The sequence below is a fragment of the Gracilibacillus sp. JCM 18966 genome (assembly GCF_055392695.1).
Genome location: NZ_AP043883.1, coordinates 1,954,019 through 1,980,844, shown reverse-complemented (window position 1 = coordinate 1,980,844; position 26,826 = coordinate 1,954,019). Strand labels below are relative to the sequence as shown.

General features: G+C 36.9%; 28 protein-coding genes, 2 pseudogenes and 1 riboswitch. Of the genes and pseudogenes, 9 read left to right on the top strand and 21 right to left on the bottom strand.

The annotated features are described in order from the left end of the window. The first annotated feature begins 146 nt into the window (after positions 1–146). From ACZ5N5_RS09535 to ACZ5N5_RS09515, 5 genes and pseudogenes are all read left to right on the top strand, one after another. A complete protein-coding gene (locus ACZ5N5_RS09535; RefSeq protein WP_109985792.1) occupies positions 147–326 on the top strand; it encodes a DUF3173 family protein in 180 nt (59 codons plus the stop codon). 175 nt (positions 327–501) lie between these two features. Continuing rightward, positions 502–1,275, top strand: coding sequence for a MerR family transcriptional regulator (locus ACZ5N5_RS09530; protein ID WP_181397694.1), 774 nt, complete (start codon positions 502–504; stop codon positions 1,273–1,275). Beyond that, complete coding sequence (locus tag ACZ5N5_RS09525; protein WP_109985790.1) at positions 1,272–2,207, top strand: ABC transporter ATP-binding protein; 936 nt, start codon at positions 1,272–1,274, stop codon at positions 2,205–2,207. The genes ACZ5N5_RS09530 and ACZ5N5_RS09525 overlap by 4 nt, the downstream gene beginning before the upstream one ends. Continuing rightward, complete coding sequence (locus ACZ5N5_RS09520; protein ID WP_109985789.1) at positions 2,191–2,955, top strand: hypothetical protein; 765 nt, start codon at positions 2,191–2,193, stop codon at positions 2,953–2,955. Before ACZ5N5_RS09525 ends, ACZ5N5_RS09520 begins: the two co-directional genes overlap by 17 nt. Positions 2,956–3,102: 147 nt before the next feature. Continuing rightward, positions 3,103–3,334: pseudogene (locus ACZ5N5_RS09515) on the top strand (site-specific integrase); the annotation flags it as partial. 250 nt (positions 3,335–3,584) lie between these two features. On the opposite strand, the gene ACZ5N5_RS09510 reads toward ACZ5N5_RS09515, so the two are convergent. After that, positions 3,585–4,025, bottom strand: a complete 441-nt coding sequence (locus ACZ5N5_RS09510; RefSeq protein WP_464373771.1) for a carboxymuconolactone decarboxylase family protein — start codon at positions 4,023–4,025, stop codon at positions 3,585–3,587. A gap of 320 nt (positions 4,026–4,345) precedes the next feature. Here ACZ5N5_RS09510 and ACZ5N5_RS09505 point away from each other — a divergent pair, with 320 nt between their 5' ends. Together ACZ5N5_RS09505 and ACZ5N5_RS09500 are read left to right on the top strand one after the other, a co-directional pair. Then, on the top strand, positions 4,346–4,906 hold the full coding sequence (locus tag ACZ5N5_RS09505) for a TetR/AcrR family transcriptional regulator (RefSeq protein ID WP_464373698.1): 561 nt from the start codon (positions 4,346–4,348) through the stop codon (positions 4,904–4,906). Between the two features lie 124 nt (positions 4,907–5,030). Next, positions 5,031–5,108, top strand: coding sequence for a hypothetical protein (locus ACZ5N5_RS09500; protein ID WP_464373770.1), 78 nt, complete (start codon positions 5,031–5,033; stop codon positions 5,106–5,108). Between the two features lie 263 nt (positions 5,109–5,371). Here ACZ5N5_RS09500 and ACZ5N5_RS09495 read toward each other — a convergent pair whose 3' ends face one another. The 13 genes and pseudogenes from ACZ5N5_RS09495 to ACZ5N5_RS09435 all read right to left on the bottom strand — a co-directional run bounded on the left by ACZ5N5_RS09495 (position 5,372) and on the right by ACZ5N5_RS09435 (position 19,796). Beyond that, positions 5,372–5,644 carry a conjugal transfer protein gene (locus tag ACZ5N5_RS09495; protein WP_464373769.1) on the bottom strand — a complete coding sequence of 91 codons (273 nt, stop codon included), beginning with the start codon at positions 5,642–5,644 and terminating at the stop codon, positions 5,372–5,374. Positions 5,645–5,935: 291 nt separating this feature from the next. After that, a pseudogene (locus ACZ5N5_RS09490) lies at positions 5,936–6,642 on the bottom strand (SDR family NAD(P)-dependent oxidoreductase); the annotation flags it as partial. A gap of 10 nt (positions 6,643–6,652) precedes the next feature. After that, positions 6,653–7,369 carry a DNA alkylation repair protein gene (locus tag ACZ5N5_RS09485; protein ID WP_054860881.1) on the bottom strand — a complete coding sequence of 239 codons (717 nt, stop codon included), beginning with the start codon at positions 7,367–7,369 and terminating at the stop codon, positions 6,653–6,655. Positions 7,370–7,776: 407 nt separating this feature from the next. Next, on the bottom strand, positions 7,777–8,037 hold the full coding sequence (locus ACZ5N5_RS09480; protein ID WP_464373697.1) for a hypothetical protein: 261 nt from the start codon (positions 8,035–8,037) through the stop codon (positions 7,777–7,779). A 511-nt stretch (positions 8,038–8,548) separates the two neighbouring features. Further along, positions 8,549–10,069 carry a glutamine-hydrolyzing GMP synthase gene (gene guaA, locus ACZ5N5_RS09475; protein WP_277679469.1) on the bottom strand — a complete coding sequence of 507 codons (1,521 nt, stop codon included), beginning with the start codon at positions 10,067–10,069 and terminating at the stop codon, positions 8,549–8,551. A 125-nt stretch (positions 10,070–10,194) separates the two neighbouring features. Further along, positions 10,195–10,295, bottom strand: a riboswitch (purine riboswitch). A 31-nt stretch (positions 10,296–10,326) separates the two neighbouring features. Further along, positions 10,327–12,537 carry a DUF4129 domain-containing transglutaminase family protein gene (locus ACZ5N5_RS09470; RefSeq protein ID WP_464373696.1) on the bottom strand — a complete coding sequence of 737 codons (2,211 nt, stop codon included), beginning with the start codon at positions 12,535–12,537 and terminating at the stop codon, positions 10,327–10,329. Next, a complete protein-coding gene (locus ACZ5N5_RS09465) occupies positions 12,534–13,808 on the bottom strand; it encodes a DUF58 domain-containing protein (RefSeq protein ID WP_464373695.1) in 1,275 nt (424 codons plus the stop codon). The genes ACZ5N5_RS09470 and ACZ5N5_RS09465 overlap by 4 nt, the downstream gene beginning before the upstream one ends. Then, positions 13,805–14,758, bottom strand: a complete 954-nt coding sequence (locus ACZ5N5_RS09460; RefSeq protein ID WP_464373694.1) for an AAA family ATPase — start codon at positions 14,756–14,758, stop codon at positions 13,805–13,807. The genes ACZ5N5_RS09465 and ACZ5N5_RS09460 overlap by 4 nt, the downstream gene beginning before the upstream one ends. A 645-nt stretch (positions 14,759–15,403) precedes the next feature. Then, positions 15,404–16,771 carry a TrkH family potassium uptake protein gene (locus ACZ5N5_RS09455; RefSeq protein ID WP_464373693.1) on the bottom strand — a complete coding sequence of 456 codons (1,368 nt, stop codon included), beginning with the start codon at positions 16,769–16,771 and terminating at the stop codon, positions 15,404–15,406. A 101-nt stretch (positions 16,772–16,872) separates the two neighbouring features. Then, complete coding sequence (locus ACZ5N5_RS09450) at positions 16,873–17,553, bottom strand: uracil-DNA glycosylase (RefSeq protein ID WP_464373692.1); 681 nt, start codon at positions 17,551–17,553, stop codon at positions 16,873–16,875. A 5-nt stretch (positions 17,554–17,558) separates the two neighbouring features. Next, entirely contained in the window at positions 17,559–18,428 is an 870-nt protein-coding gene (gene rbsK, locus ACZ5N5_RS09445) for a ribokinase (protein WP_054789254.1), read from the bottom strand. 13 nt (positions 18,429–18,441) lie between these two features. Next, positions 18,442–19,374: a nucleoside hydrolase gene (locus ACZ5N5_RS09440; protein ID WP_464368387.1), complete on the bottom strand. Its 933-nt coding sequence runs from the start codon at positions 19,372–19,374 to the stop codon at positions 18,442–18,444. A 98-nt stretch (positions 19,375–19,472) separates the two neighbouring features. Beyond that, positions 19,473–19,796, bottom strand: coding sequence for a winged helix-turn-helix transcriptional regulator (locus tag ACZ5N5_RS09435; RefSeq protein ID WP_054789253.1), 324 nt, complete (start codon positions 19,794–19,796; stop codon positions 19,473–19,475). A gap of 139 nt (positions 19,797–19,935) precedes the next feature. On the opposite strand from ACZ5N5_RS09435, the gene ACZ5N5_RS09430 reads away from it, so the two are divergent. Continuing rightward, positions 19,936–20,466, top strand: a complete 531-nt coding sequence (locus ACZ5N5_RS09430; protein WP_054860872.1) for a YceI family protein — start codon at positions 19,936–19,938, stop codon at positions 20,464–20,466. A gap of 201 nt (positions 20,467–20,667) precedes the next feature. Here the strand turns inward: ACZ5N5_RS09430 and ACZ5N5_RS09425 are convergent, their stop codons facing one another. After that, positions 20,668–21,630: a LacI family DNA-binding transcriptional regulator gene (locus ACZ5N5_RS09425; protein ID WP_464373691.1), complete on the bottom strand. Its 963-nt coding sequence runs from the start codon at positions 21,628–21,630 to the stop codon at positions 20,668–20,670. Between the two features lie 78 nt (positions 21,631–21,708). Between ACZ5N5_RS09425 and ACZ5N5_RS09420 the strand changes: the two genes are divergently transcribed. Then, positions 21,709–21,879, top strand: a complete 171-nt coding sequence (locus ACZ5N5_RS09420) for a hypothetical protein (protein WP_181397693.1) — start codon at positions 21,709–21,711, stop codon at positions 21,877–21,879. A gap of 72 nt (positions 21,880–21,951) precedes the next feature. Here the strand turns inward: ACZ5N5_RS09420 and ACZ5N5_RS09415 are convergent, their stop codons facing one another. The 6 genes from ACZ5N5_RS09415 to ACZ5N5_RS09390 all read right to left on the bottom strand — a co-directional run bounded on the left by ACZ5N5_RS09415 (position 21,952) and on the right by ACZ5N5_RS09390 (position 26,726). Continuing rightward, positions 21,952–22,833 carry a metal ABC transporter permease gene (locus tag ACZ5N5_RS09415; RefSeq protein ID WP_464373690.1) on the bottom strand — a complete coding sequence of 294 codons (882 nt, stop codon included), beginning with the start codon at positions 22,831–22,833 and terminating at the stop codon, positions 21,952–21,954. Beyond that, the gene (locus tag ACZ5N5_RS09410; RefSeq protein WP_109985775.1) at positions 22,830–23,735 is read right to left on the bottom strand and encodes a metal ABC transporter permease; all 906 of its coding nucleotides are present in this window, start codon (positions 23,733–23,735) and stop codon (positions 22,830–22,832) included. Before ACZ5N5_RS09410 ends, ACZ5N5_RS09415 begins: the two co-directional genes overlap by 4 nt. After that, positions 23,710–24,480 carry a metal ABC transporter ATP-binding protein gene (locus ACZ5N5_RS09405; protein WP_054789251.1) on the bottom strand — a complete coding sequence of 257 codons (771 nt, stop codon included), beginning with the start codon at positions 24,478–24,480 and terminating at the stop codon, positions 23,710–23,712. The genes ACZ5N5_RS09410 and ACZ5N5_RS09405 overlap by 26 nt, the downstream gene beginning before the upstream one ends. Position 24,481: 1 nt before the next feature. Then, complete coding sequence (locus ACZ5N5_RS09400) at positions 24,482–25,420, bottom strand: metal ABC transporter solute-binding protein, Zn/Mn family (RefSeq protein ID WP_464373689.1); 939 nt, start codon at positions 25,418–25,420, stop codon at positions 24,482–24,484. A 147-nt stretch (positions 25,421–25,567) separates the two neighbouring features. After that, positions 25,568–26,323: a DUF817 domain-containing protein gene (locus tag ACZ5N5_RS09395; protein WP_277678715.1), complete on the bottom strand. Its 756-nt coding sequence runs from the start codon at positions 26,321–26,323 to the stop codon at positions 25,568–25,570. Between the two features lie 40 nt (positions 26,324–26,363). Continuing rightward, positions 26,364–26,726 (bottom strand): nuclear transport factor 2 family protein, encoded by a 363-nt coding sequence (locus ACZ5N5_RS09390; protein ID WP_054860869.1) that lies wholly within the window; start codon positions 26,724–26,726, stop codon positions 26,364–26,366. Positions 26,727–26,826: the final 100 nt, after the last annotated feature.

Genomic DNA, 26,826 nt, shown 5'->3' with positions numbered 1-26,826 from the left:
GTTGTATCATTGAATATTCAAGAGAAAGTCCATTTGGTAAGTTCTTTAGCGAAGCAATAAGGGATTAAAAAACAGGAGCATTGTAATAGCTCCTGTTTTTTAATTCTTATATTATTAATTTTTATGCCTTGCTAATCTTCCAAGCTATGATCCGTGAAGCTAAATGTCGATGGGTAAAGAAAGGATATGGTTTCTACAATACGAAAAAATTAGGTCAATTACCTGCAGAAGCTCCCACTAAATCCTCTTTATCATGTTTCTTACAACACGCAGAAAAATTTACAGTTTCCCCGGAAAACACATATTGTTTATCTAAATATTCATGAGTTAAGTTGATGCTCACCATATCAGATTAGTAGCTCCTTATTCCAATGAAGCGTTTTTGAATAAGCACATTTTATTGTTTAAGGCGTTTTGGTAGATTAAATTTAACTTTTCCCTATAAACTACTTGCAAGTGACGTTACGTTACATGGTTTAATAAATGTTAAGAGGTGATCATGTGTGTGAAAAACTGTATTCCGTTGGCGAGTTAGCAGCATTGTCAGGAGCAACCATCAGAACTATTCAGTATTACGATAAAATCGAATTGCTCGTTGCAAAACGAGATAAAAATAAAAAACAGAGGTACTATACACAAAATGACTTATTAACCCTTCAACAAATTCTCTTTTATAAAAAGTTGGGCGTTCCACTCAAGGAGATTAAAAACCATCTTGTCAATGTCAATAATAAACACGGTGTAAGAGATATTTTAAAAGATCAATCCGAAATCCTTTTTCAAAAGGAAATGGAAATCAAAATGAACATTGCTATTATCGAGGCCATAGTTGCAACCATTGATACGGGCCATTCAAATCATGATTTGGAGTCGATGATGGAACTTGCACTTAAATTGAATAAAGAAACGATTCTTGATTATTCTACTGTCTCATTTGACCAAAAAACAACTGAACTTTTTAAAGAAAGGGATCCCAGCTATAAAGAAATCATTGAAGTTTATTGGCATTGGAAAAAACTTATTTTGGAGGCAACATCACACAAAATAAATAACATACTTTACAAAAGTGATACAGGCTATCACTTTGGAAAGAAATGGTATGAATTTATCGAAAGGGCGACAGATCACAATTCTGAAGTGATTGAAGCTTATACTAGCGGTTTGGAACAAAGTCATCAATGGCCGGAAGAGGATCTGTTTTTATTTAATTTCTGCCGTGATTTTATTGATTGTACATATAACTATTATTGTGAGAAAAAGGGTGAGAAAAATTGATACAATTAAACAATTTAACGAAAAAATATGATCAAAAGACAGTTGTAGATCGGCTGAATTTAACATTTAAACCAGGTGTGGTAACAGGTTTTTTAGGACCTAATGGTTCGGGTAAATCAACAACAATGAAAATGATAATTTCACTTGTACATCCCACCTTTGGGAAGGTTACCGTGGATAATAAATATTACCATTCCTTTGCTGAACCGACACAAAAAATTGGTACATTAATTGATCCTTCGGCTATAGATGTTAACTTAACAGCACGTCAACATTTATCATTCTTCTCAACAGCCGCTAATATTGATAAAAGCAAGGTTGAGGATATGTTAAAAATTACGGGATTGGAAAAAGTTAAAAATAAAAAAATAAAGTCTTACTCTTTAGGCATGAAACAGCGATTAGGAGTTGCAACTGCTTTGATCAGTAATCCCGATACAATTATTCTTGACGAACCATTTAACGGTTTGGATGTAGATGGTATTAAGTGGCTTCGGAGGTTATTTAAACAGCTTGCTGATGAAGGAAAAACTGTTATTGTATCGAGTCACCTGATGAGTGAGATACAAGCCGTAGCCAATCGTATTATCATTATTGCGCAGGGTAAGCTTCTTGCAGATATGACCATTGAAGAAATGAATCAAAAAAGTTTAAATTCTTATGTCTATGTTGAAGCAAATGATTTAGTTAAAATGACTGCGGCTTTAAAAACAAATGGTGCTGAAGTAGTGCAAAAAAAAGATGGTTTGGAAGTACGCAATTTAGATTCAAGAGAAATTGGTCATCTTGCCCGTGAACATGATATTGTCATCTACCAGCTCAAAAAAGTTCAACCTACATTGGAAGAATTATTTATGGAAATAACTAAAGGGAAAGCTGATTACGTCTCACATAAAAATGAAAGAGGGAAAAACAATGAAGCACTTAATTAATGCTGATTTTAAGAAAATCAGTTTTCTGACAAGCCACCGAAATTATTTAATAGTTTTAAGTTTGTTGAGTATATCTTTTGGTTTAATTTTTTTATTTACACTTGGGGTGACCCAGGGAAAGGATTTAACTGAACTGCCAGCTATGGAAGTTATTGATATTTCATTGCTGGGGATGGATGTTGCGGCCATCATGCTGATAATTTTTTCAGCAACTTTTATTTCTAAAGAGTTTTCACATGATGCCATACATACATCTTTGGCGATTACGCCACTTCGTCAAAAATTCTATCTCTCTAAAATTTTGTTTATCATGATTTTATCTCTCATTATTAGTATAACCTTGACTTTAATCATTTTTGGATTAGATCAACTTGTCCTTCTTACAAATAACATGCGTACAGTTTCACTCAACGATCAAGTATTGCTGTCTAAACTGTTTGGGACTGTCATTCTGCCCTTATTTTATAGTTTATTAAGTGCAGCTGGTACATTTTACTTTCGATCTGCTGCTGGTGGAATTATATTTGCAATTGGTGTAATGTTCCTACCTGCTTTAATTAAACTATTCCCAGCTAGTTTCTCAGATATGGTTTTAATGTTGCTACCCGAAAAATCATTGCATACCCTTACCGAAATGAGTACTGTCACATTTAATGGTCAGTTGATGAGTGCCATATTAATCCTTTTATCATGGATACTCATTTCAAATATCCTTGGATTGTGGAAACTAAAAAAAGCTGATTTCTAGCAAATTTCATAAAAAGAAGATTGTTTAGTGGAGGTATTAAGTGTAAAAATCCGTGTGTAAGAGGCATTTGCTGATTGACCATTTACCTTTATGAAGGGAAAAGGAAACTTTCATATTGCTTATGATAAGGCGATGGAACTACTTCAGAGACACTCTCATACTTCTTTGTTAATTAGTACGGGAGAAAACCCTTTGATGATTCAAATAGATTTGGACATGAAGATAGCAAACTACTTTAGGAACTTATAGGCACCTCTATCCAAACAGCCATTTTCAAGTTTCCGATATATTAAGCAGTTTTATTCAGTTAAAAACAAGCAATGATACACAACTTGAACTGATTCAATATATGAGGACCACTTATCAAAGTGTGCCATAACTGTGCCATGAAGAATATAAAAGCCCTAAAAATCTTGTGTTACCAAGGATTTTAGGACATCTCTTATTACTCCGGCTCCAAGTTTACAGGTGACGCCAAAACATTTCTATACCAACGTTTTTCGCACCTTCAAATTGTTTTGGCGGGGATTCTGGCGGAACTTATTTTTATCTCCTTTAAGGAAAAAGTGTTAAAATTTTAAAATGGCAATTATTATTGGTCGCTTTCATATGTTAATCATTATTGCCATTTATTCACTAGCTTGATTGCCCATGGAAATAGATAGCCTATTCCACATATTAATCTGATTAATAATCATCACTAAATCTACATATTCTTTTTCATCATAATGCTCTCTCACTTGGTCATACAACTCATCACTGACGCCTTTTTCCGAAATTAAAGTCATATTTTCCGCTAAATGTAGTGCCACTTTCTCTTTTGGGCTATAAATATCACTTGCATTCCAATTTTTTAATTGAACAAGCTGGTCATTTGTTACTTTTAACTTTTTTGCCCCTTTTGTATGCATGTTTATACAATAAGAGCAACCATTAATTTGCGATACTCTTAACTTGATTAGTTCCGCAAATTTTTTATCAATGACTGCTTTTCTAACATATCGCTCCAACCCCATTAATTTTTCTAAAGCATTGGGTGCCACTTTGAAATAGTTAAATCTATTTTTCATATTCATAAACCCTGCTGCTTTTACAATACCTTTATTAACGAGCTTGCTCATGTTATCTCTCCTCATATAATTTTAAACTATTTTATTGATTAAGCCACTGTAGCAAATTTGAAGAAATCGTATTCATCAATAATAATCATTGCCATATTCACAATAATCAAGAAAGAATAATACATGAACTTTACTTAGCAAGATTGTTTAGAGTGCCACACTTGTTGCACTTATATTTATATTGTATTGTAGTGATAACCTAATATCAATAGAATGACAACAAATACTACAAATCACTACGATATGTTGTACTAGGAGGAGATAGACTTATGATATATTCAACTGATAATCCGATCGCAATACAATCTCAAAAATGGTTAGTAGCTGCTCTACTAGATTTGATGAAAGAAAAACCCTATGACAAAATTTCGATTAAGGAAATTGCTGAAAAGGCTGATTTAGACAGGAGTACTTTTTATAGAAATTTTAAGTCAAAAGAGAATGTCCTAAATTTATATTTAAACGAGTTAGCAGAGAAGTATGTAAACAACCTTGTTGAAGCAGGTGAAATCGATATGAGGAAGGTATCAAAGATATTTCTAGAATTAATGTATGAACATATTGACTTCATTTCTGCCCTCAGAAAAAATGGGCTATCTGGTTTTCTGTTAGATGCTTTTAATAAGTATTTACCTTATATTCATAAACTCACTCAAGACAAATTTCCTCATACAATTAGTGAAGAACACTTAGAATTTGCGTTAGCATTTAATGCAGGAGGCATGTGGAATATGCTTATGAAATGGATTGATGAAGATTTTGTCCATTCTTATTCAGATATAGTAAAAGCATTTTACGAAATAAGTAATTTTAACTTTGTCAAAAAATAAAAATATGGTGGTGAAGCAAAGGTTCATATTTTTTAAGTTTTTTAATCATCACATTTATATATTTTCTAACGTGAGGAGTATCATTATCCTACTAAGTTAATATAAATTATTATCTGATCGTGATATTTCTCTTCCTCAACTCTATGTTAAAACGGGTATTCGCTTAGCTACATTGAGCGAACTTGCAAATGGAAAAAGGTAGCGAATTCAGTTTGAACATTTAGAAAAAATTGTTCAGGCACTTGATATTGAAGATATGAATGAAGTTTTTCTATTGTTGAAGATGATGAAAACGATGATATAAAGTAATTCACTTCAAGACTTGACAATTAATACATGAATTTTAATGGAGTAGTATATTTATTGATAACCAATCATTATTAAACACCACGACTTAATCAACCAGTAAGAACAAGTCGTGGTGTTTAAATTTTTATTCTACAATCATCCAATTTATATCTTTTTCTAATGTGAGTAATATTGTGAAAACTGTGTTGCTATTGTTGCTTCATCAATATATTTAACAGTCACCCATACTTTTATTCGATAATCTACTGTCTGAAATACTGGATGGACTAGCTCTGAAAATAAATAATCCTTACCTATTGATGGTAAGGCATTTTCACATAATAGGCAAAAAAATGTTTCCAAAAACTCTGTCACTTTTTGCACGGTATTGGAATCAACTGTTCCATTACTTTCAGGTTGTTGTGGCTCATAATCTGATTTATTCGGTATGCCCCAAAAGATAGGGTTTTGTGTAATTACTATATTTGGAGCTCTCTTTATTGAACAAAAAAGTGGTTTGACCGATATATTAGCACGTGTGCCTAACTATGGAATTATGGATGTTAAGCAAAGAGTACTTGAATTTTTATTGTCATTAGAGACTATGGAGAATGAGGCAAATAAGTCTAGGATAAAAAAGTATTGAAAAGATTAATGTTGATTGGAAAACACTTTATACGAAGTTTACTAACAAGCTCAAGTCTTTAGGTGCAAATGAGGAAATAAAAGTATTTGAAAATGTTTGTCTTGTTCGGAAATGATGAAATGCGGTTCGCGGGCAAGTACATCTCTCCAGTTTGCTTCGGTTACGCCGTATTCCTCCAGCACGATTTCGGAGCACAGCCAGCCTAGCAATATGGATAGGGCAGTTCCTTGGTAAGAGGCGAGTTCAAGTGCCAAAGACTTGGTCATTCGTGATGACTGAGTTCTTTGCCAAATCGTAGAATAACGACAGCCGGTAGTTTGTTTCATTATAGGCTTTCGTGCCGTCCGTGACTTCAACAACGAGCCCGTTAGGGTTGCGGATAAGTAGCGGAGCACGTAGTGACTTGTAATGATATGGGTGTCTATGGCCAGGTTCAGCATACGCAACCCGTTTTCTAAAGAGTGTTCCCAAACTGGAACATTCCACTCCACCATATATTCGCCACCCCAGATATCGTTGACCAAATTATCCAGTTGACCATGCTCGTGTTCAATTGGTGCGATTAACTCCTGAACCTGTATAGGTTCGAGGTGATCGACTTGCATCGCAATTCTGTGCTACCCGCCTGATCAACCAGTTCAGCAGTTTCTTCAATCGTTTCCGGCCGGTTGTATTCAGATCGCCTCGTCCGTGTAGTACTTCTGGTGACGTAGACTGCTGCACCCAATTCAATAGCGATCCCTCTGACTGCGCCCCGAGTTCCTCCGGCTACCAAAGCCACTTTCCCTGATAGAGGCTTCATCATTGACTACCTACTTCTCTTTCTTCTTTAAAGTTAAGTAGTAGTCCCTTGTACTTTTATCAAACTTTTCTATAGCGTATCTCAAGGTGACTCTGGGCATGGTGTGAGCGTGTTTATTTAAGAAAGATTTCAGCCTGTCTTCGTCTTTCTTGCCAGCTTCACGAATAAAGCTGCCCACCGCCTTGTTGATTAAATCTTCAGGATCATGTACCAGAATCTCAGCGATAGCAAATGTATCCTCCGTATTGCCGTTTTTGATAAAGCTATACGTGCTTACCATCGCTGTTCTACGTTCCCAAATATTAGAGGAGTGTGCCATTTCGTATAGTTTATCCTTTGGTTTATCCAGCAAATAAGTCCCGATTACAGAAGGAGCGGCACGATCAACGAAATCCCAATTGTTGATTCGATCATGCCTTCGAATATACAGATCGTACAAAGCTTGCCTGTTTTCCTCTGGGAGTTTCTTGGTTTTGGCCTGAAAATCCATAATGCTCACGGCGCCCATTCTCACTTCATAATAATCGCTTTCTAGAAGCCGTTCGACTTCTGTTAAAGGCATATCCGTAAATTGTTTAGCAATTTGGAATACCGTACGCATGTTAAGACCTAAGCACTTCGTATTTTCATCTGAACCTTTAAAAAACCTTTTCATTTTTTCGATTCCCGCTTCATTTTGGTATTGCTGCAACTCATGTATAAAGCGTTCAGAGGTATGAGTATCCATGAATACAAAACTCCTTTCGGTTGTTAGGATAAAAAAAGTATAGCATACTAACGATTCACATATTTCTTCTGAATTGCCGCAAGCAAGTAATCACTCTTTAGATAAATAACGAACAACGAGCCATCAACTGCTGCTTGATTTACTCAGGCTGTTCTGTTTCCACAATAACACGCTTGTACAATGATGAAGGGGCCAATCCGACTGGTCAAGACCGAATCTCATTTCGAGTAAGCCATGAAGGTACTTTTTCCGTTATGGAAGAAACGTCCTGTCTTATAAAAATGTGGGAAAACACAACCATTAATTTTTGATGATTCGTTTATTCAAGATTTTAGACAGAAAAGTTTGGCCAATGGTAAAAGGTATGGAATATTAATCGTTACTGGAATTGTGACTATTATATTAAGTTATGGGATATCTTTTTTGACTAACGACACATGCCATGCAGACAGTGATCCCCTCTTAGCACTAATGCCTCTAACATGGGCATTTACTGTATACTTGTTCATTATTGCAGGGTCGGCAATGGAGAGCGAACGATTGGTTACTAATAATGAAGAATATGGAAATATGAGAAATCGAGCAAACATGGCTGAATTCATGCGGTAATTTGGCCATTGGCGACTGTTATTTTTCTGGAAATCGGTTTTATTTGGAATGTCCGGCATCCTGGTTGGTTAGTGTTTCAGGTTGCTGCCGTTTTTACAACCGCTTATAGGGTCTGGAAAAGATTGAATCAAAACCACCCGTGGTAATGAACTGCACCCTAATTGTTAGTCACAAATCTAATAGTTGGAGGTGTAGCTTCTTTTGGCCAAATTCACGGAAAATACAAGTAGTTATTCGTTATCAAAATGGAACAGAAGGTGTAAAGTCAATAGCTAAATCACCGGGGATTGACTATTCATTTTATTAAATTGGTTTAAACAATATAAATATCACGATGAATAGGCTTTCAAAAAAAGCTATACATCTTACACATTCCTCACTTTTAAAGTGGAAAATGCCTATTAAAAAAAGTTAAATGCCATAGTTCAAAACAAGGAAAAATCACCCAAAAATAATCCCTACCAAAATTTTCATTGGTAGGGAACCAAATATTTTAAATTGTTTTATCCATTTTAGCTAGGTTAAAATCCTCTATAAATAGGCGTTTCCTCTTCAAATTAAATTAGCGTCTTACTCCCACTCAATAGTCGCAGGCGGTTTACTTGTCACATCATAAAGTACACGATTGATATGATCTACTTCATTTACAAGACGCACTGAAATTTTCTCTAAAACATCCCATGGGATACGTGCCCAATCAGAAGTCATTCCATCGATGGAAGTGACAGCACGAATACCGATAGCATAATCATAGGTTCTTGCATCCCCCATTACACCAACGCTACGGATGTCAGGTAAAACGGTGAAGTATTGCCAAATATCACGATCTAACCCCGCTTTTTTAATCTCTTCACGCAAAATAGCATCTGATTCGCGAACAATTTCTACCTTCTCAGGAGTAATTTCACCAAGAACGCGGATACCTAGGCCTGGCCCTGGGAATGGTTGACGCCACACAATTTCATCTGGGACACCTAATTCTGTCCCAAGTGCGCGCACCTCGTCCTTAAATAAGGTGTTCAAAGGCTCAATTAATTGGAATTCCATTTCCTCTGGTAAACCACCGACATTGTGGTGAGATTTAATCGTTTGAGCTGTTTCCGTTCCGCTCTCTACAATATCCGTGTATAGGGTTCCTTGTGCTAAGAAATCCATGTTTTCAAGCTTAGCTGCTTCATCATCAAATACGTAGATAAACTCATTTCCAATAATCTTCCGTTTTTGCTCAGGATCTGAAACACCTTTTAGCTTATTCAAAAAGCGATCCTGTGCATCGACTTTAATAATATTCATATGGAACTGATCACGGAATGTTTCCATAACGGTATCTGCCTCATTTTTACGCAATAAACCATGATCTACAAAAATACAGGTTAATTGATCACCAATGGCTTTATGAATTAGAGCAGCAACAACAGAAGAATCCACTCCCCCACTTAATGCACATAAAACATTTCGGTCACCAACCTGCTCTCTGATCTTCTCTACTTCCATATCAATAAAGTTCGCCATTGTCCAATCCCCAGAACATTGACAAACATGAAAGACAAAAGTCTTAAGTAGGTCATTTCCATACTCTGTGTTACGTACTTCTGGGTGGAATTGAACTCCATAATATTGCTTATCCGTATTACTCATTGCAGCAACTGGAGTCGAAGCACTCGTTGCTTCGATTTTAAAATCTGCAGGTGCCTCAATGATCTTGTCACTATGGCTCATCCAAACCGTTTGCTCTTGTGGAGTACCTTCAAATAAGATGGAGTCGTCCTTTACATGAATGTCCGCTTTTCCATATTCACGTTGGTTCGCACGCTCTACTTTTCCACCAAAATGATGGGTCATTAACTGCATACCATAACAAATACCTAGGATAGGAATATTTAAGTCAAAAATACGTTCATCACAACGGAAGCTATTTTCTCCGTAAACACTGTGAGGTCCACCAGAAAGAATAATTCCTTTAGGATTCATTTGTTTAATTTCTTCCACAGTTAATCGATGGGAATGCAACTCACTATATACACCAAATTCACGGATTCGTCTTGTAATCAGTTGGTTATATTGACTACCAAAATCAAGCACTAAAATCATTTCATTGTTTATTTCCAAATTGTCCACTCCTTCAAGGTTTCTTCTATCTATGTTTACTACCCACTTCCAGATAGCTAAAAGAAAACTGCCCTTCTCTTATTGTCCTTATCAGAAAGGCAGATGCCACGACAGACCCTCACCTTCATAGTCTGAACATATTGGTGTTCAGGTAGAAACGTTTGGGCCATATTCCCAAACATATATGAAGGTCTAATCCTGTTAATTTATCTTATTCTATCAATGGTTATATTCATTGGTCAAGCGATTATTTGATGAACAATGCGTTGGAAAAGATTCCTAAGTGTAGAGGAATCGACCTCTACCTGCCCATTTCGATATAAATATTGTTCATATAAAAGGGTTAAATCATACATATCACTTTTACCGATTGTCTCGTCTACCTCTTTAGCATATTGGCGAAGCGTTTGTCCTTTGTTACGATTAAAGCCTTTTTTAGCAAGTAACTTTAGCAAATAATGATAACATTCTTCGATATCCAGCTGCTCAGAAATTTTACGCCATTTCTTCTGTAAATACCAAGTTCTGATTTCTTGCCTTTTCCAATACGAAAACCCACCGAGTAAAACCATAAGGATGACACCAATAACTATCATCACTTTGATCGGCATATTAATACGACTAGATCGGGAGCTTCCTAAAGCTGATTCATCTTCTTCATTATCGGCTGGATCTGTTGCTTGCTGTTCCAGTTGCTCTTGTTGAGGATTTGTTTCTTCTATTCTTTGTTCCTCAGGATTAGTTGAGTCCATATCCTCCGCTACCGTTTCTTGATAGAATTCAGTTGGATTGGTAAACCCACTCGTAGGCTCAAACGGTACCCAACCTACATTTGGAAAATACACTTCAACCCAGGAGTGAGCATTATTGTTTGTGATTTCATATAGCTTATAACCATTTGGTAAATCAGGCTGATTTGATTTGATTTCACCACCAGTGAACCCCTTTACCCACCTTGCAGGAATATCTAAGGTACGGAGCATGACTACCATGGAACTAGAGAAATTATCACAATATCCGACCATTGTTTCAAATAAGAACTGGTCCACATAGTCCTCCCCAGCCTCTGGTATGGAAACATCCTCTATCTGGTAGGTGTAGCCATTTTGCGAAAAATAGCGTTCAATTGCTTTTACTTTATCATATCGAGTCGGCTTATCTGTCGTTATCTCTTGAGCCAACGCACGAACACGATCAGGTAACGAGCTTGGTAGTTGTAAATATTTGTTTTGGATCGCAGACGGATCTTTATCACTGACTTGTTTTAATTGATCAATAGAAAAAGATGGATCATCATATTGAACCGTATATGGCTGTGATCTGCCCTGCTGTTCACTTACTTCCATCTCCATCATCCCAGATTCTAGGTCTTGGAAAAGAAGAGCACTATAAGATGTCGTAACTTCCGTAGCACCATATGGAATAGGTACTTTATCTAAATTACTTTCCTTCGTATAAGTAACAGAAGCTTCTTCTTCCGTTGTATCTACTGCTTGTGTGGAAAAAGCTTGCCATTGGACAGCACCAGATTGCAATGGGTTATAATCAAGAGAAGAGGAACGCTCCCAGCCCTTTCCTGTATAGAGATCCTTTGATTCAATTCTCCAATATAACCTTTCCTTCGATATGGCTTCAAAGACTGCTGTATCATCCTGAACGAACGATCCACCTAATTGTGAATCATTCTCTCCATAGCCTACCTTTTGAACCGTATTCCCGAATCCCACATGATTCGCTTGACTTTGAATAAACGGAACAGGATCGGGCCATTGTGGGGCCAACTTAGGTGCAAAAATACCTATGGATGCCGTTACTAGCACTCCTCCAATAATAGGAATGATCCATTTTAGAATACTGTATTTCTGTATCTCAACCTCTACTCCTTGCTCCCTAAACTTCATAAACCGACTTAGTCCAAGTGCAATAAACGAAATAGCAAACGTTCGGACAATGGCTATTTCCGCTTCATAGCTCGTGAAAGTATCTAAAACAGCTAAATACATAATGGTTAGTACAACAAATAAGAAAAACTTATTTGCAACTAAAAACCAATAATGCAACAAATAGCTCATTAACCAGAGAACCATTAGAAATAACAAGCTTCGAAAGAACGGGGTCATTAAATACCATTGACTATCCCATACTGCACTCAGGTTATAGGAAAGCTCTTGACTAATGAATTGTATTGACTCACTTGATAGGAAAATTCCCGGTAAGAAAAGATAATCAAGTATAAATAAAAGACTTAATCCTTTTATGATAAACTTCCACAAACCATTTTGGATGAAAAAGGATACCAAAAAGCACAGAGCAGCATATAGAACAAGTAATGGAATATGACCTGTATCAGTTACTTGCCCCAGCGGTCTCAGCCATTCCCAGAATAATAGAAATCCTGCAGTCATGATAAAGAACGAAGGTATTGATTTTTTCTCTTTAGCTATTCTCATAGAGATGCATTCACCTCCCATCGCACTTTTTTTAAGTCGTCCTCTGATAAGATTTGTACAGAAATTCGATGCATACGCAATGACTCTATTAATGATTGGTGAAAGGATGTATAGTCATTTTTGGAAATGATGGAATAGAGAGCTATCTGAAGGTCTTGTTTACTTTTTATCACTAAACTATCTACTAATTTTTGATCCAATTGACTAGTAATACATAATAATAACGACCCTTTTGGCAAATGATTCAAGGAAGTTACTAGTTTACTAGTGAAAAGGGAATCTTTTTTGTCTGGATTTATCAATGCTAGATAATTTTGTATCACTGTTGGCTCGAATTTTACTTGTTGTTCCGTAAAATGCTTTTCGGCCTCTCCTAACATGTGAAAGGATACACTCTGCCCTTTTTTCCTCGTACTTACCAGAATAGATGCCGCAAGCTCCACCAATGCCTCAAATGACAATTGTTGCATACTAGACTTAAGCTCAGCACTTAGAACTATCGCCATATGAGCATCCTTTTCTTGTTCAAATTCCTTTGTCATAATTGAATTTTTTCTAGCGGTAGTTTTCCAATCAATCCAGGAAAACCTATCTCCTGGAATATACTCTCGAACACCTGATACGACATTTGCTTGCTTATGATCGTGTAGGAGGACAGGATTTGCCCCTGCCTCATTGCTGTCCATCCTTTGCTTCCATTCTAGGCTTCTAACAGCTGGATAGACGACTAAGCTATCCTCTATTTCCCATACATATTGGTTAGAAATTAACCCAAACGGATCACCTGTTTGAACATTTATAGAATGAAATGAATGCTGACCTCTCGGTAGATTTGCTACACGAAACGTCACTGTAAGTTTTCTTTTGAACAATGGAAATAATAATTTACGAAAGACTCTATTTTCTACATAAAATTGCTGGTCGTTTAAATATTTATATTTTTCCTGACCAATGTCCTGATAGTTTAATGTGGTAGGACTGTTTTCTTCTACCACAAGATAAAATAATGGAAAAGGAATTTTTCTTTCTAACGTAATTGTAATCAGTACAGAACCACCTGCTTGACCATACTTAGAGGATAGCACCCTGTTAACCCTCCATTTGTTAAATGGATAAAAGGGAATGGATAGCATATAAATTAGGAGTGGTACGACACTATAAAATAAGAACCAACTAACAAAACCACCTTGAAACATAGCAAATGCGAAAAGAACACCACTCAATAGCAATAGTTGAATGATTTTCCGAATGCGGTGCATCGTTGATTTCATCCATGTACTTCCTTCCTAATTGGCACATCTATTTTTTTCAAAAGCTGTGTGATTAAATTTTGTTGAGTAATACCATCATAACGCGCCTCTGGCCGTAGTATTATCCGATGTGCCAACACATATGGTGCCAGAAATAAGATATCATCAGGAATTACATAATCTCTATTTTGGATAAAAGCATATGCTTTTGTAGCCTTCATTAAGGCTATCGAACCTCTTGGACTAACACCTAATTGCACATACTCATTTTCTCTCGTTTCAGAAACTAGTTGAACAATATAATGCTTTACCGTTTCATCAACATAAATATTATCTATAAATTGCTGTATCTCTATTAATTGACTTCGGTCCATTATTGGTACTAATTGATCAATAGGATGCTGCTGATCTGTACGATTGAGCATTTCTAGTTCATCCAATTCGTTCGGATAGCCCAAGCTAAGCTTCATAATAAAACGATCTAGCTGTGCTTCTGGCAGTGGATAGGTTCCTTCATAATCAATAGGGTTTTGGGTTGCCATGACAAAAAAAGGTTCGTTCAGTGGCTTGCTCACACCATCTACAGTGACATTGTTTTCTTCCATTGCTTCTAACAAGGCGGATTGCGTTTTAGGTGAGGTACGGTTGATTTCATCTGCTAATACGATATCACCGAAAATGGGACCTTTTCTAAATTCAAATATCATTTCCTTTGGATTATATATCGAAACACCTGTGACGTCAGATGGAAGTAAATCAGGTGTAAACTGGATTCGCTTAAACTCACAATTCAAGGATTTCGCCAATGCTCTTACAAGCATTGTCTTACCAACACCAGGAACATCCTCAATCAGTACATGACCGTTAGCTAGTAGTGCAACTAAACTCAATGCTGCCTCTCGCTCTTTTCCAATAATAACCTTTTGAATATTCTCTAATACCTCATTTATTTGTTTATGGTAATCTATCATCCTTTTGCCTCCAAATCTATCGCAAATCTAGTTATTATTATTCTAACCTCTCTACTTATAACTATACTATATAGCTAGCTATCCCGACCACCTATTGAATTATAAAAAACATAAAAAATCAGCGGTAGCATGTATGAAGTGCAATAGTCGGCAATAGCAAAAGAACGAGATAGAGTTCTTGTAAATTTATCTTATCCTGGCTATAACGGGCATTTTTAGTTGCTGTACCTTCCAAAATGGTTCTTACCCTAGCTATTACGACCATTTTGAGCACTGCTCCTTCCAAAATGGTTCTTATCCTAGCTATTACGACCATTTTGAGCCACTGCTCCTTCCAAAATGGTTCTTATCCTAGCTATTACGACCATTTTGAGCCACTGCTCCCTCCAAAATGGTTCTTATCCTAGCTATTACGACCATTTTGAGCCACTGCTCCCTCCAAAACGGCTCTTATACTGGCTATAACCGTCATTTTGAGCCACTGCACCTTCCAAAATGGTTCTTATCCTAGCTATTACGACCATTTTGAGCTGCTGCTCCTTCCAAAATGGTTCTTATCCTTACGTTAGTCTAAATTGAACGGCCAAATGGCTCAGAATCGTGCTCTATTTCTCAACAAAAAAACCCCCAGTTCACACCGGGAGCTTAGCCAATTATAACTCGTTCTTTCGGGTAATGAAATTTGTCTTGACCTGCATCTCCTCTAATTAAAAATAGGAAGGAGAAAACTCCAATTCTACCGATAAACATCAAAGCCATAATTAGGAGCTTACCAAGATTAGATAGCTCGGGAGTAATGCCTAATGATAATCCGGTAGTCCCGAAGGCAGAAGTTACTTCGAATACAATCGCGATTAGGGAAAAATCCTCTGTGTATGTTAAGAGGACAACTGCTGTCACACAAAGCATCATGGCCGTTGTAATAACGATGAAAGACCTAAGCATGTCCTCTTGATGAATTTCACGACCAAAAACCTTTACACCAGAGTTACCTTTTGCATAGTTCCAAATCGTAAGAAGCATGATCGCAAATGTCGTTGTTCGAATCCCCCCACCAACACTGCTCGGCGATGCACCAATGAACATTAAAGCACTAGTCATAACCAGTGTTGGCAATGTTAACTCTGACACATCCATTGTTGCCAATCCACCACTTCTAGAAGTGACAGATTGAAATAAACTATAGAAAAAGGATTCATGCCAGCTTTTATCCGCTAAAAAGGCATTTCTCTCAAGGATTAAAAACAACAAACAACCGATAACTACAAGACTAAAAAAAGTAACACTTGTAATTTTCGTGAATAAAGAGAATTTATATCGATCGTGCCTATCCTCCATTTTTCCTTTTAATACTTCTTTTACTTCCACTAATACCGGAAAGCCTATTGCACCTAGAATGATAAGTACCATATTAATAAATTGAACAAAATAATCATTGGCATATGGAATGAGTGATGCACCTGTTATATCTAAGCCACCGTTTGTTGTTGCACTAATCGCACCGAAAACCCCGTGCAATAAAGCTTCCTGGAAAGTATCAAAATAGTTAAGAAAATGGATGGTTAAGATTATCGCACCAACTAACTCAATTAGTAACATTAACTTAAATATTTCGAGCATTAATTTTACCAATCCGGATAAGGTCTTACTATTTTGATCGGCCATAATTAATTTCCGGCTTTTGATGCCAATTTTTTTACCTAAAATAACCCAAATAAAAGTACCCATTGTCATAATACCAATTCCGCCAAGGTGTAAAATCACCGCTATCGCTACTTGGCCTAATGGGTTAAAGGTCTCGACAATAGAAACAGAAGTAAGACCCGTTACACTTACGGAAGTAACCGCCGTAAACATAGCATCAATAAAAGACAAGTGAACCCCATCCTCATGAAAGATAGGCATACTAATAATAATGGTCGATACTATAACGGCTAATAAATAGTAGGTCACAATATGATGGATTGCTGACCAATTCTTAAAAATTCGATTAAAAAAAGTTTCATTTTTCATAATAGCGAACTCCTTGTATTCCTTACACTAGGCGTTAGTTTACCATAAATGGCTTTAATAATCATCTATTTCTATGAAAAATGAAACTTTATATGCTTGGATTAACTTAATGAAGGTATCTCCCAATCAATTCGTTGTTGTCCCGCTTTTTCAAGTAACTCGTTCGTCTTCGAAAAAGGTTGACTTCCAAAAAATCCTCGATGTGCGGATAATGGACTTGGATGCGGAGATTTTAGGACAAAGTGCTTTGACATATCGATTAGTGCTTGTTTCTTTTGTGCTGCCGCTCCCCAAAGGATATAAACAACCGGTGTCTCTTTTTGATTTAGGCTTTTGATGACATTGTCGGTAAAAGTCTCCCAGCCTTGACCTTTATGAGAATGGGCTTGGCCAGCTCTTACGGTTAACACATTATTTAACAAAAGTACTCCTTCTACTGCCCATTTCTTTAAATATCCATGATTTGGAATGGGGCATCCAATATCATCAGCTAATTCTTTATATATATTTTTCAAAGAAGGTGGAATCGCAATACCCGGATTAACGGAAAAGCTTAGTCCATGTGCTTGATTTGGTCCATGGTAAGGGTCTTGTCCCAATATTACCACCTTTACTTTAGCAAAATCAGTGTAATGGAGGGCATTAAAAATATCATACATATTTGGATATATGGTGAATTTCTGATATTCTTCTTTTAAAAAACTTCGTAACCTCAAATAATAATCTTTTTGGAACTCATCATCAAGGACTTCTGCCCAATCATTTTTTAATATATTTGTCATTTTGATCAATCCTTATGTAAAAAATTGAATACTTGCTCTTTAGTTGGCATTCCACTTTGTGCACCGATCTTCTGAACCGAAAGAGCTGCAGCACCATTTGCAAAAATAATGGCCTCTGTTACACTACGCCCTTCTGCTAACGCAACAGCTAGTGCTCCATTAAATGTATCCCCTGCACCTGTTGTATCCAGCACCTCTACATCATGAGCAGCGACATGCTTTGGCTGATTATCCTCCATATAAGAAACTCCTTGTTTTCCTTCGGTGATAATAAACCTCTCATCCAGTTGATTCTGGAATAATTGCTTTTTCTCTGTTTCATTAGGAGTAATATAGGTAGCCTGTTTCCAAGCTTTCTTAGATAACTTCATCGCTGGGGCTGGATTGACAATGACAGGTATATGGTGTTCAGCACAAATCTCCAAACAATACTCAATCGTTTGCTTCGGTATTTCGAATTGAAGTAAAACATAATCACTTTCAATGATAGCTTCCTTACACTTTTCCAAATAGGATGGGATGACATATTCGTTTGCTCCACCAATAATGATAATTCGGTTATCCTTTTCCGACAATACAATATTCGCCAAGCCTGTGGAAGTTCCTTTTTGTTTAGCAACATTTGTCACGTCCACATCCTCATTATGTAAATTAGTAAGAAGCTGTTCTCCAAAACTATCTTCTCCTACAAGCCCAATCATGTTGACATTAGCACCTAGTCTAGCCGCAGCAACAGCCTGATTCGCTCCTTTACCACCTGGACTTGTTTGGAATTGTGTCCCTCTGATCGTTTCCCCTTGTTCTGGGAATTTGTCGGTAGAAGTCACCAAGTCCATATTTATACTACCAATTACTGTGATCTTTGGCTTCTTCATCATTACTCTCTCCTCACTCTGCATAAGAAGCAATCGCATTGTAAAATAAGGACCAGAATTTTCCCTGATCTAAACCCTTCGCTACGTAAACATTAGGCTGCTTTCCTGTTACGCCATGTTTGTCAATGACGGTCATTCCATAAGAATATTCGCCTTTTGTTTCGATATCGACATGGACATGGTCAAAGGTAAAGATAGTTGGATCGATTAAATGAGCAACCGTGCACGCATCGTGAATTGGTCCCCCATCAAAGTCGAATTGATTTTTATATGCCTGGATAAAAAAGCTTAGTAGTTCTGATACGAATGTCGCTATCGTATGATTGATGGACTTTAGATCTGCTACTGTTTGTTTGGTAGCGAGAACCTGATGTGTCACATCCAATCCAAACATTTTTATTGGTATTCCGCTTTCAAAAACTACTTTTGCGGCCTCTGCATCCACATAAATATTAAACTCCGCAGCTGGTGTCCAATTACCAAATGTTCCACCGCCCATCAGGACAATTTCGCGAATATTACTTTTAATCCGTGGTTCTTTAATTAACGCTAGCGCAATATTTGTCAATGGACCTGTTGGAATAAGTGTAATTGGCTCATTTGTTGTTAACAATTTTTCAATAATAACATCCACTGCATGCTGATCAATAGCTGTTTTAGATGGATGCCGAGGGAGCTTTGGCCCATCTAGTCCTGTTTCTCCGTGAATTTCTTCTGCAATCACTGCTTTTTTCACTAACGGTCCAGTTGCACCCTGCGCAACTGGTACACTCTCTAGACTAATCATATCACACACCTTTAGGGCGTTCATTGTATTTTTTTCTACTTCTACGTTTCCGGCAACCGTTGTGATTGCTTCTAATTCTAATGGACTTATCCTCGAAGCTGCCAGAATAATCGCAATGGCATCATCATGGCCAGGGTCACAGTCTAATATTACTTTCATCCAAAAGCCTCCTCTATGTAAATAACAAAAGCGAAGAGCATCCTCTTCACTTTTGCATGTTTAATCACTTTGACTAGGGGTAGAGTTCTATAAAAACTTTATAGGATAGCCTTTAAGTCCATCCAAGCATCTGCCCATTGCTGAATACTATGAAGTACAGGCTCTAATGCATAACCTTTATCTGTAAGGGAATACTCAATTCTAACTGGGGTTTCGTCATATACGACGCGTTTGACAATTCCTTGTTTTTCAAGATCCTTCAGCCTTTCAGAAAGAACGCGCCCACTAATTCCAATCGATGACTCAATCTCTGAGAAGCGCTGAGATCCTTTTAATAATTGAAATATGATCAAACCCGTCCAACGTTTATTTAAAATATCTAATGCTGATTCAAATTTTGGACAAATCGTTTTATCAGTCATTCCTTTCACCTCTTTATCAGTAGTATACCAAAAAAAAGCACAGAAATAAAATAACTAAATTACTTGACGTAATCTAATTCTATTTGTATACTTACTTACATAAAGTAAGTTATTATATTTTTTTAGGAGGAATTTTAAAATGGCAAATGTAACGTTAGATAAAGTGCATAGTGGGATTCATTTTCAAGTAAAACATATGATGGTATCTAAAGCGAAAGGTGAATTCCATGATTTTGATGTGGATTTCAATGGAGACTTTGACAACCTTGAAGCGGCAAGTGTAAATGTAACCATTAAAGTAGCGTCTATTGATACCAACAACGAGGATCGTGATGGTCACCTAAAATCAGATGATTTCTTTAGCGCGGAAAGCTATCCTAACATTACTTTTTCAAGTAAATCTGTCAAAAAAATTAGTGACTCCGAGTTCGAAGTGACTGGTGATGTGACAATTAAAGATGCAACAAATGAAGAAACATTCGTTGTAGAGTATAATGGAAAAGCAAAGGATCCAATGAGTGGTAATATTGTTGCAGGTATTGATCTTGAAGGAAAGATTAACCGCGAAGATTATGGCTTAACCTACAATGCTCCACTAGAAACTGGGGGAGTCTTAATCGGTAAAGAAATCAAATTAAGCGGATCATTTGAGTTTGTTATAGCAGAATAATAATAGACGGTAACCCAGACTATTCCAGTCTGGGTTTTTATATGCTGCAAAAATGAGGGCCTCGCTCACAAAATTATTATAGAAGTTGCAAAAATGAGAGTAGCACTCGCAAAAATAATCGGATAGTTGCAAAATTGAAAGAGCTACTTATAATGGTAGACCTGCATTAGCTTTCAAGATTCAAGCATGGTAGAAAGAACGTCATACCGTGTTCCTTTCAATCAAAGTTACCTCTAATTTTTCGTGCTTATTTTCCCTTTTTTCAATTACTTGTAAAAATAACTTTTCTCCCATTTCTACAATTGGAATCTCAAAGGTAGTTATATTCATCACCTTTGCGATGGGTTGATTATCAAAGCCAATAATAGCTAAATCATCTGGTACAGCTATTCCGTTGTGCTGACAGGCAGTAAGAATTCCGGCTGCTACGACATCGCTTGCTAGTAGAGCAGAAGGGGCATTTGATTGACTTATGATCATTTTTACCACCTTTTTCCCATCTTCAAAGTAATAGTTTTCCGTAAAAACGAATTCGTCCAAAAATGGAAGTCCCTTTTCTTTTAAGAAGTTTTGATAAGCCTTTGCTCGATAATAACTATTGGAACCTGTTTCTCGCCCAATACAGTAGCCAATTTGTCGATGACCTTTATCGTATAAATAATGGAGGGCCCTTGTAAAACTCTGATAATGATCCACATATACAGATTGTACGTAATCTATATCCGTAGCTTTTTCACAAACAACTAATGGGCCATATCCTGCATAAGGCTTTATTGTATTCCAATCTAAAATTCTGGAACAAATGATTATCCCATCAATTTGTTTGTGCTTCAGCATGTTTAACGCTTCTAGTTCTCGTTCTTTTTCATAATTAGTTTGAATTAATACAATATGATACTGATGTTGATAAGCCATTTTGGTGATCCCCTCGACCAATAAACCAAAATAAGGATTATTAGCAAATGGCACCACCACTCCGATTAATCGCGACTTTCCTTTACTAAGATGAACAGCCTTCATATTTATTTGATAGTTTGTCTTTTGAATTGCGTTTAATACTGCTCTTCTTTTCTCATCACTTACATAAGGATGATTATTTAATACTCTTGAAACGGTCGTTACAGATACGCCAGCTAGATTTGCTATATCACGAATATTTGCCATATTTTTCATCCTTTTTTAAAAAACTCTTGCTATGGAACGCGTTTCATCCTCTAAGATAATGGTAAGGAGGGTGTGTTCATGAATATTTTACTCGGTATCTTAGTTTGGTTAGCTATGTGTAGTAGTATTCTTATTCTAGCATCACTTGCCATTAAATTCGAAGGAGAACAACAAGAAAAGAAGTTAAAGGGCTATATTGGCTACATTGAAAAGGTGTATAACCGTAATGTTACAGATCAGAAAAAATAAAGGATCGATTCAGAAAAAAAAGACTAGACCACCGTATGTAGTGTATCTACGGTGGTCTGTGAGTCGAATCCTCTAGGGCATTACATCAGTTGTGGCTGGCTTTACCCACTTGGAGACTAAACCATGCTTTGGAGAGAATAAAAAACTAATAATAAATATAACTCCTGTAGCTAAAGCCATTGATCCTGAGATAGAGGTATCGATAACAGTAGCAATATAATAGCCTAAAATAGCAGATAAAACACCGAATGAACTACTCATGACGAGCATAACCGATAGCCTGTCTGTCCAAAGATAAGCAGAAGCAGCAGGAGTGATTAACATCGCAACGACCATAATAGCTCCAACAGCATCGAAAGCAGCCACTGTTGTTACCGATACTAGGCTCATAAAAACATAATGCAAAATAAATACAGGGATTCCTAAACTAGCAGCAAGAGCTGGATCGAAAGAAGTGATTTTCCATTCCTTATAGAAGGCAAGGATAAAAAATAAAACAATCACAAACGCCAACCCAAGCATGGTAGTTGCAACAGGTATATTACCCAAAAGCGGCACAGCAGTTGTTTCCCAAGGAATAAATGTAATTTCTCCCATAAGGGCATGCTTTACATCTAGGTGCGCATTCCCCACCGATGTTGCAATTAGGATAACCCCTATAGCAAATAATGTCGTAAATACGATACCCATCGAGGCATGCTGTTCAATGTCCAATGTATGAAGCCATTGTACTAAGAAGGCTGTTAATAAACCTGCTATGATTGCCCCAATAAGCATATGAGGACCGCTTAACTCTCTTGTCATTAAAAAAGCAATAACAATTCCTAATAAAACCGTGTGACTAATCGCATCAGCCATCATCGCCATTTTCCTCAGTATTAAGAAGACGCCAATTAATCCACAAGTTGCACCAACTAAGCATGCAGTTAAAATAATCCATGCTGAGTAAGTCATTTACCCACCCCCTGAGCATGAAGCTGTGCTAGTTTTTGTCGCTTCTTAAATTGATAATAATTCACTAAGATCCCTTTTTGTATACCAAAGACAAGTGAGAAAACAAATTGAATCGAAGCAAATAGAACAATAAACGGGCCTGTTGGCCATCCACTTCCAAGGGTGCTTACTGCCGTACCAATCGCTCCAGCTAATCCACCAAACAATGCGGACAATAACAACATCTTTCCAAAGGAGTGTGTCCAATACCTAGCACTAACAGGTGGTATAATGATTAATGCAGCAATTAAAATAACTCCTACTGCTTGAATCCCGATAACAATGGTTGTGACAAGTACTAAGGTATATAACACATTCATTCCTTTTAAAGATAAACCAATTCCTTTTGCAAAGTCAGGATCAAACAAATATATTTTCCATTCTTTGAACATCATGACAACAATCATTATAGATACACAGGCAAGAATAATCATTGTCCATACGTCTGATCGGACCATTGCTGCTGCCTGCCCATAGATAAAACTATCCAGGCCTGCCTGGTTTCCACCAGCTGACCGATTAACAATCGTTAATAGCATGATGCCTAATCCATAAAAAACCGACAGGATCATCCCCATCGCTGTATCCTCCGTGATTCTTGAATTTTTGCGAATTGTCTGGATAAAAACAGCACCGAGCAATGCACTAACTGCAGCGCCAGCAATTAATAGATACAAATCCTTTCTCGCAAATAATAGGTAGGCTATCACAACCCCAGGAAGAGAAGCATGAGCCAATGAATCACTCATCAGGCTCTGCTTCTTCCAATATGCTAAACATCCTATCGTTCCTGCAGCAATTCCCAAAACCATTGTACTCATCAGAACCCACTGTGTATTACTTGTTAAAAGAGCTGACCACATGACCATTTTCCTTTCCGGAGGTAATCCACAACATATTCCCTCCATACGTTTCTGAGATGTTAGTCGGATTAAAGGTAGTTTCTGTTTTCCCATAATGAATGACTGTCTTATTTAATAGGAGAACATGGTCAAAATAGTCTTCAACTGTTTGAAGGTCATGATGGACAACGAGAACCGTTTTACCTAAATTCTTTAATTCTTGCAAGATTTTCATGATTGCTTTCTCTGTTGCCGCATCCACTCCAGCTAGTGGTTCATCCATAAAATATAACACAGCGTCTTGCACTAATGCACGTGCCAAAAATACTCTTTGCTGCTGTCCACCAGAAAGCTCACTAATTTGTCGATTAGCATAACTCGCCATCCCCATTTTATCTAGTGACTCGTATGCTTTTTCTTTATCCTCTCGTGTTGGACGTTTTAACCAACCAATATTACCGTACAACCCCATTGTGACAACATCTAATGCATTTGTAGGAAAATCCCAATCAACGGAACCTCGTTGAGGAACATAACCAATTTTCTTTTTTGCTTTTTTAAAGGGTAAACCGAAAAATTCTATTTCCCCAGTTAAAGCTGGATGGAGATCTAGAACTGTTTTGATTAATGTGGACTTACCTGCACCATTTGGACCAACAACACCTGTTAGAGACCCGGCCTCTATGTCGAAATTAACATCATATAATACCTTGTTTTTTCGGTAGGATGCAGCTAAATTGACTACTTTTAGTGCTGAATGTGTCAAGTTATTCCTCCCCTTTACTTAAGGAATCATAGATTGTATCGATATTGTGACGGTACATTCCTATATATGTACCTTCCTCCGTTTCAGGATCACCCATTGCATCAGAGAAAAGCTCGCCACCAAGGGATACATCTATTCCTTGATTCTTCGCCCCTTCAATCACTGCTTCTATAGAGTCAGGATTGATACTACTTTCGACAAAGATTGCTGGCACAGAGTAATTTTTAATGATATCAATCGTGTCATTAATGTCAGAAACACCTATCTCATCTTCCGTACTTAGCCCTTGCAGTCCAATCACTTCCATATTATGCATATTTCCAAAATAACCAAATGCATCATGGGCTGTGACGAGAACTCGGTTTTCTTCAGGTATAGTCTGAAGTACCTCTGCTTCCTTTTTCACCTGATCTAATTCTGCAAAATACTCCTGTTTATTTTCTTCAAAATATGTTGCATCATCCGGTGAAGATTCCTTCAATTCTTCCACTGCAGCCTCTAGTGCTTGCTTCCATAAATCAATATCAAACCAAATATGCGGATCCACTGCTCCTTCCTCATCCTCTAGCAAAGAATCTTCAGAAATGGTATCCCCAATGGCTAAAACGGGCTTAGAATCGCCTATTTCTTCAAACATTTTCTTCATGTTCACTTCTAAATCGAGGCCATTATAAAAAATAACATCTGCTTCATCGACCTTTTTCACATCACTCTGTGTTGGATTATATAAATGTGGGTCTACGGATGGCCCCATTAAGCTTTCGACCTCTACACGATCTCCTCCTATCACAGATAGTGGTTCTCCTATTTGTGCAATCGTTGTGACTACTTTCACTTTGTCACTACTTAAATCATTCTTAGAAGATTCTACTTCATTCCCACAAGCTGCCAAAAATAGAACAAATCCCAGTGTCAAAAATAAACTCCATTTCCTTTTCATTTTAATCTCCTCTTCTTTTTCCCTTAGGAAACTTTTTGTTGTAACTAAAAATTAACGCAATATTTTCATTTTGTCAAGAATATTTCTTCAAGGAAACTTTTCTCAGAATAAAAAATGGATGCGATTATCGCATCCATGTGATGAAAGTTATTCTCTTTTCCCTTTTATATGCTTAAGCATAGCCACAATTAAAAAGCTAACAATGACTAATAATAGCCATGAGCTGATTTTGCTGAAGTGAACAATATGCCATGTTTCTGATTGATTAGGATATTGCCATGCCCCAAAGAAGGTAGCAATATTTTCTGCTATCCAAATAAAAAAACCAATTAATACAAATGCAAGGACAACAGGCATCTTATACGTAATGGCATTCACCTTGAAGTAAACGATGGTACGGAAGAATAATAGGATAGTTGCAATTTTTAAGAGCCAACGAAAATCATAAATATAATGATGGGTGAAAAAATTGAAATAAATAGCAGCACTCAGAAGGAAGACCGCCCATGTCTTTGGCCAATGAACTATCTCTACATCGAGTCTTCTCCATGCCTGACACAAATAACTTGCAACACTTGCATACATAAATCCACTATAAAGCGGAACACCGAATACCTTACTCCACGCCTCTTCAGGATAACTCCATGATCCCATATGTACTTTATAAATTTCTAACGCAAGACCAATTACATGGAAAACACCAATAACTTTTACCTCATCCCATGTTTCCATTTTAGTTATCATCATAAAAGCTTGCGTTAATAGACAAATTAATAGAATAAAATCATAACGTGGAATAAATAAAGTCTCCATTATTTGGGTAATGGCAAGTGTTGAAAAAATAATAACAGCAAAAAAGCAAGATTTTGCCTCTTCTAAGCCAAATGTCCAAAGTTGTTTCATGGGATGAAGGGTTTTTTGTGTAATCGCAACAAACATCTATTTAGTGAACCTCCAGCACATAACTGATGATCTCTTTAATTTTTCCATCCTTATGCTTATTTAATCGATAGATATCACAAAAACTATAATGCTTCTGTTCACCATCCGAATTGGTAGAATGAATCATTCCATTAACCGCTGCTTCTTTCCCATGTGTAATCATATGCTCGATTTCTAATTCAAAGTCACTATCATTATCCATACCCGTCAATGCTTGGGTTAAGGCTTCTATTCCGTTTATCGTATCGGAACCAACCATGCGCCATACAATATCATCTGTAACACTAGCGAGAATCTTCTCAATATCTCCTTTAACGAATGCTTCATTAAATGTACGAAAAAATGCTTGATTTTTTGTTTCCAATTACTCCACGCTCCTTTTTAAAATTAGTATACCATATGGTGGCTTCAGATAAGAGGCTATGCTATAATAAGGAAAATTTATGCATAAGGAGTGACTCCCC

What these genes read in the sequence shown, in the direction of transcription:
- rbsK (WP_054789254.1), bottom strand. Translation starts at nt 18,428, where the DNA reads ATGAAGAAGCCAAAGATCACAGTAATTGGTAGTATAAATATGGACTTG.
- ACZ5N5_RS09520 (WP_109985789.1), top strand. Translation starts at nt 2,191, where the DNA reads ATGAAGCACTTAATTAATGCTGATTTTAAGAAAATCAGTTTTCTGACA.
- ACZ5N5_RS09430 (WP_054860872.1), top strand. Translation starts at nt 19,936, where the DNA reads ATGGCAAATGTAACGTTAGATAAAGTGCATAGTGGGATTCATTTTCAA.
- ACZ5N5_RS09505 (WP_464373698.1), top strand. Translation starts at nt 4,346, where the DNA reads ATGATATATTCAACTGATAATCCGATCGCAATACAATCTCAAAAATGG.
- ACZ5N5_RS09435 (WP_054789253.1), bottom strand. Translation starts at nt 19,796, where the DNA reads ATGACTGATAAAACGATTTGTCCAAAATTTGAATCAGCATTAGATATT.
- ACZ5N5_RS09455 (WP_464373693.1), bottom strand. Translation starts at nt 16,771, where the DNA reads ATGAAAAATGAAACTTTTTTTAATCGAATTTTTAAGAATTGGTCAGCA.
- ACZ5N5_RS09450 (WP_464373692.1), bottom strand. Translation starts at nt 17,553, where the DNA reads ATGACAAATATATTAAAAAATGATTGGGCAGAAGTCCTTGATGATGAG.
- ACZ5N5_RS09470 (WP_464373696.1), bottom strand. Translation starts at nt 12,537, where the DNA reads ATGAGAATAGCTAAAGAGAAAAAATCAATACCTTCGTTCTTTATCATG.
- ACZ5N5_RS09420 (WP_181397693.1), top strand. Translation starts at nt 21,709, where the DNA reads ATGAATATTTTACTCGGTATCTTAGTTTGGTTAGCTATGTGTAGTAGT.
- guaA (WP_277679469.1), bottom strand. Translation starts at nt 10,069, where the DNA reads ATGATTTTAGTGCTTGATTTTGGTAGTCAATATAACCAACTGATTACA.
- ACZ5N5_RS09480 (WP_464373697.1), bottom strand. Translation starts at nt 8,037, where the DNA reads ATGCCGGACATTCCAAATAAAACCGATTTCCAGAAAAATAACAGTCGC.
- ACZ5N5_RS09395 (WP_277678715.1), bottom strand. Translation starts at nt 26,323, where the DNA reads ATGAAACAACTTTGGACATTTGGCTTAGAAGAGGCAAAATCTTGCTTT.
- ACZ5N5_RS09400 (WP_464373689.1), bottom strand. Translation starts at nt 25,420, where the DNA reads ATGAAAAGGAAATGGAGTTTATTTTTGACACTGGGATTTGTTCTATTT.
- ACZ5N5_RS09460 (WP_464373694.1), bottom strand. Translation starts at nt 14,758, where the DNA reads ATGATAGATTACCATAAACAAATAAATGAGGTATTAGAGAATATTCAA.
- ACZ5N5_RS09535 (WP_109985792.1), top strand. Translation starts at nt 147, where the DNA reads ATGATCCGTGAAGCTAAATGTCGATGGGTAAAGAAAGGATATGGTTTC.
- ACZ5N5_RS09510 (WP_464373771.1), bottom strand. Translation starts at nt 4,025, where the DNA reads ATGAAAAATAGATTTAACTATTTCAAAGTGGCACCCAATGCTTTAGAA.
- ACZ5N5_RS09410 (WP_109985775.1), bottom strand. Translation starts at nt 23,735, where the DNA reads ATGTGGTCAGCTCTTTTAACAAGTAATACACAGTGGGTTCTGATGAGT.
- ACZ5N5_RS09465 (WP_464373695.1), bottom strand. Translation starts at nt 13,808, where the DNA reads ATGAAATCAACGATGCACCGCATTCGGAAAATCATTCAACTATTGCTA.
- ACZ5N5_RS09485 (WP_054860881.1), bottom strand. Translation starts at nt 7,369, where the DNA reads ATGGATACTCATACCTCTGAACGCTTTATACATGAGTTGCAGCAATAC.
- ACZ5N5_RS09415 (WP_464373690.1), bottom strand. Translation starts at nt 22,833, where the DNA reads ATGACTTACTCAGCATGGATTATTTTAACTGCATGCTTAGTTGGTGCA.
- ACZ5N5_RS09440 (WP_464368387.1), bottom strand. Translation starts at nt 19,374, where the DNA reads ATGAAAGTAATATTAGACTGTGACCCTGGCCATGATGATGCCATTGCG.
- ACZ5N5_RS09425 (WP_464373691.1), bottom strand. Translation starts at nt 21,630, where the DNA reads ATGGCAAATATTCGTGATATAGCAAATCTAGCTGGCGTATCTGTAACG.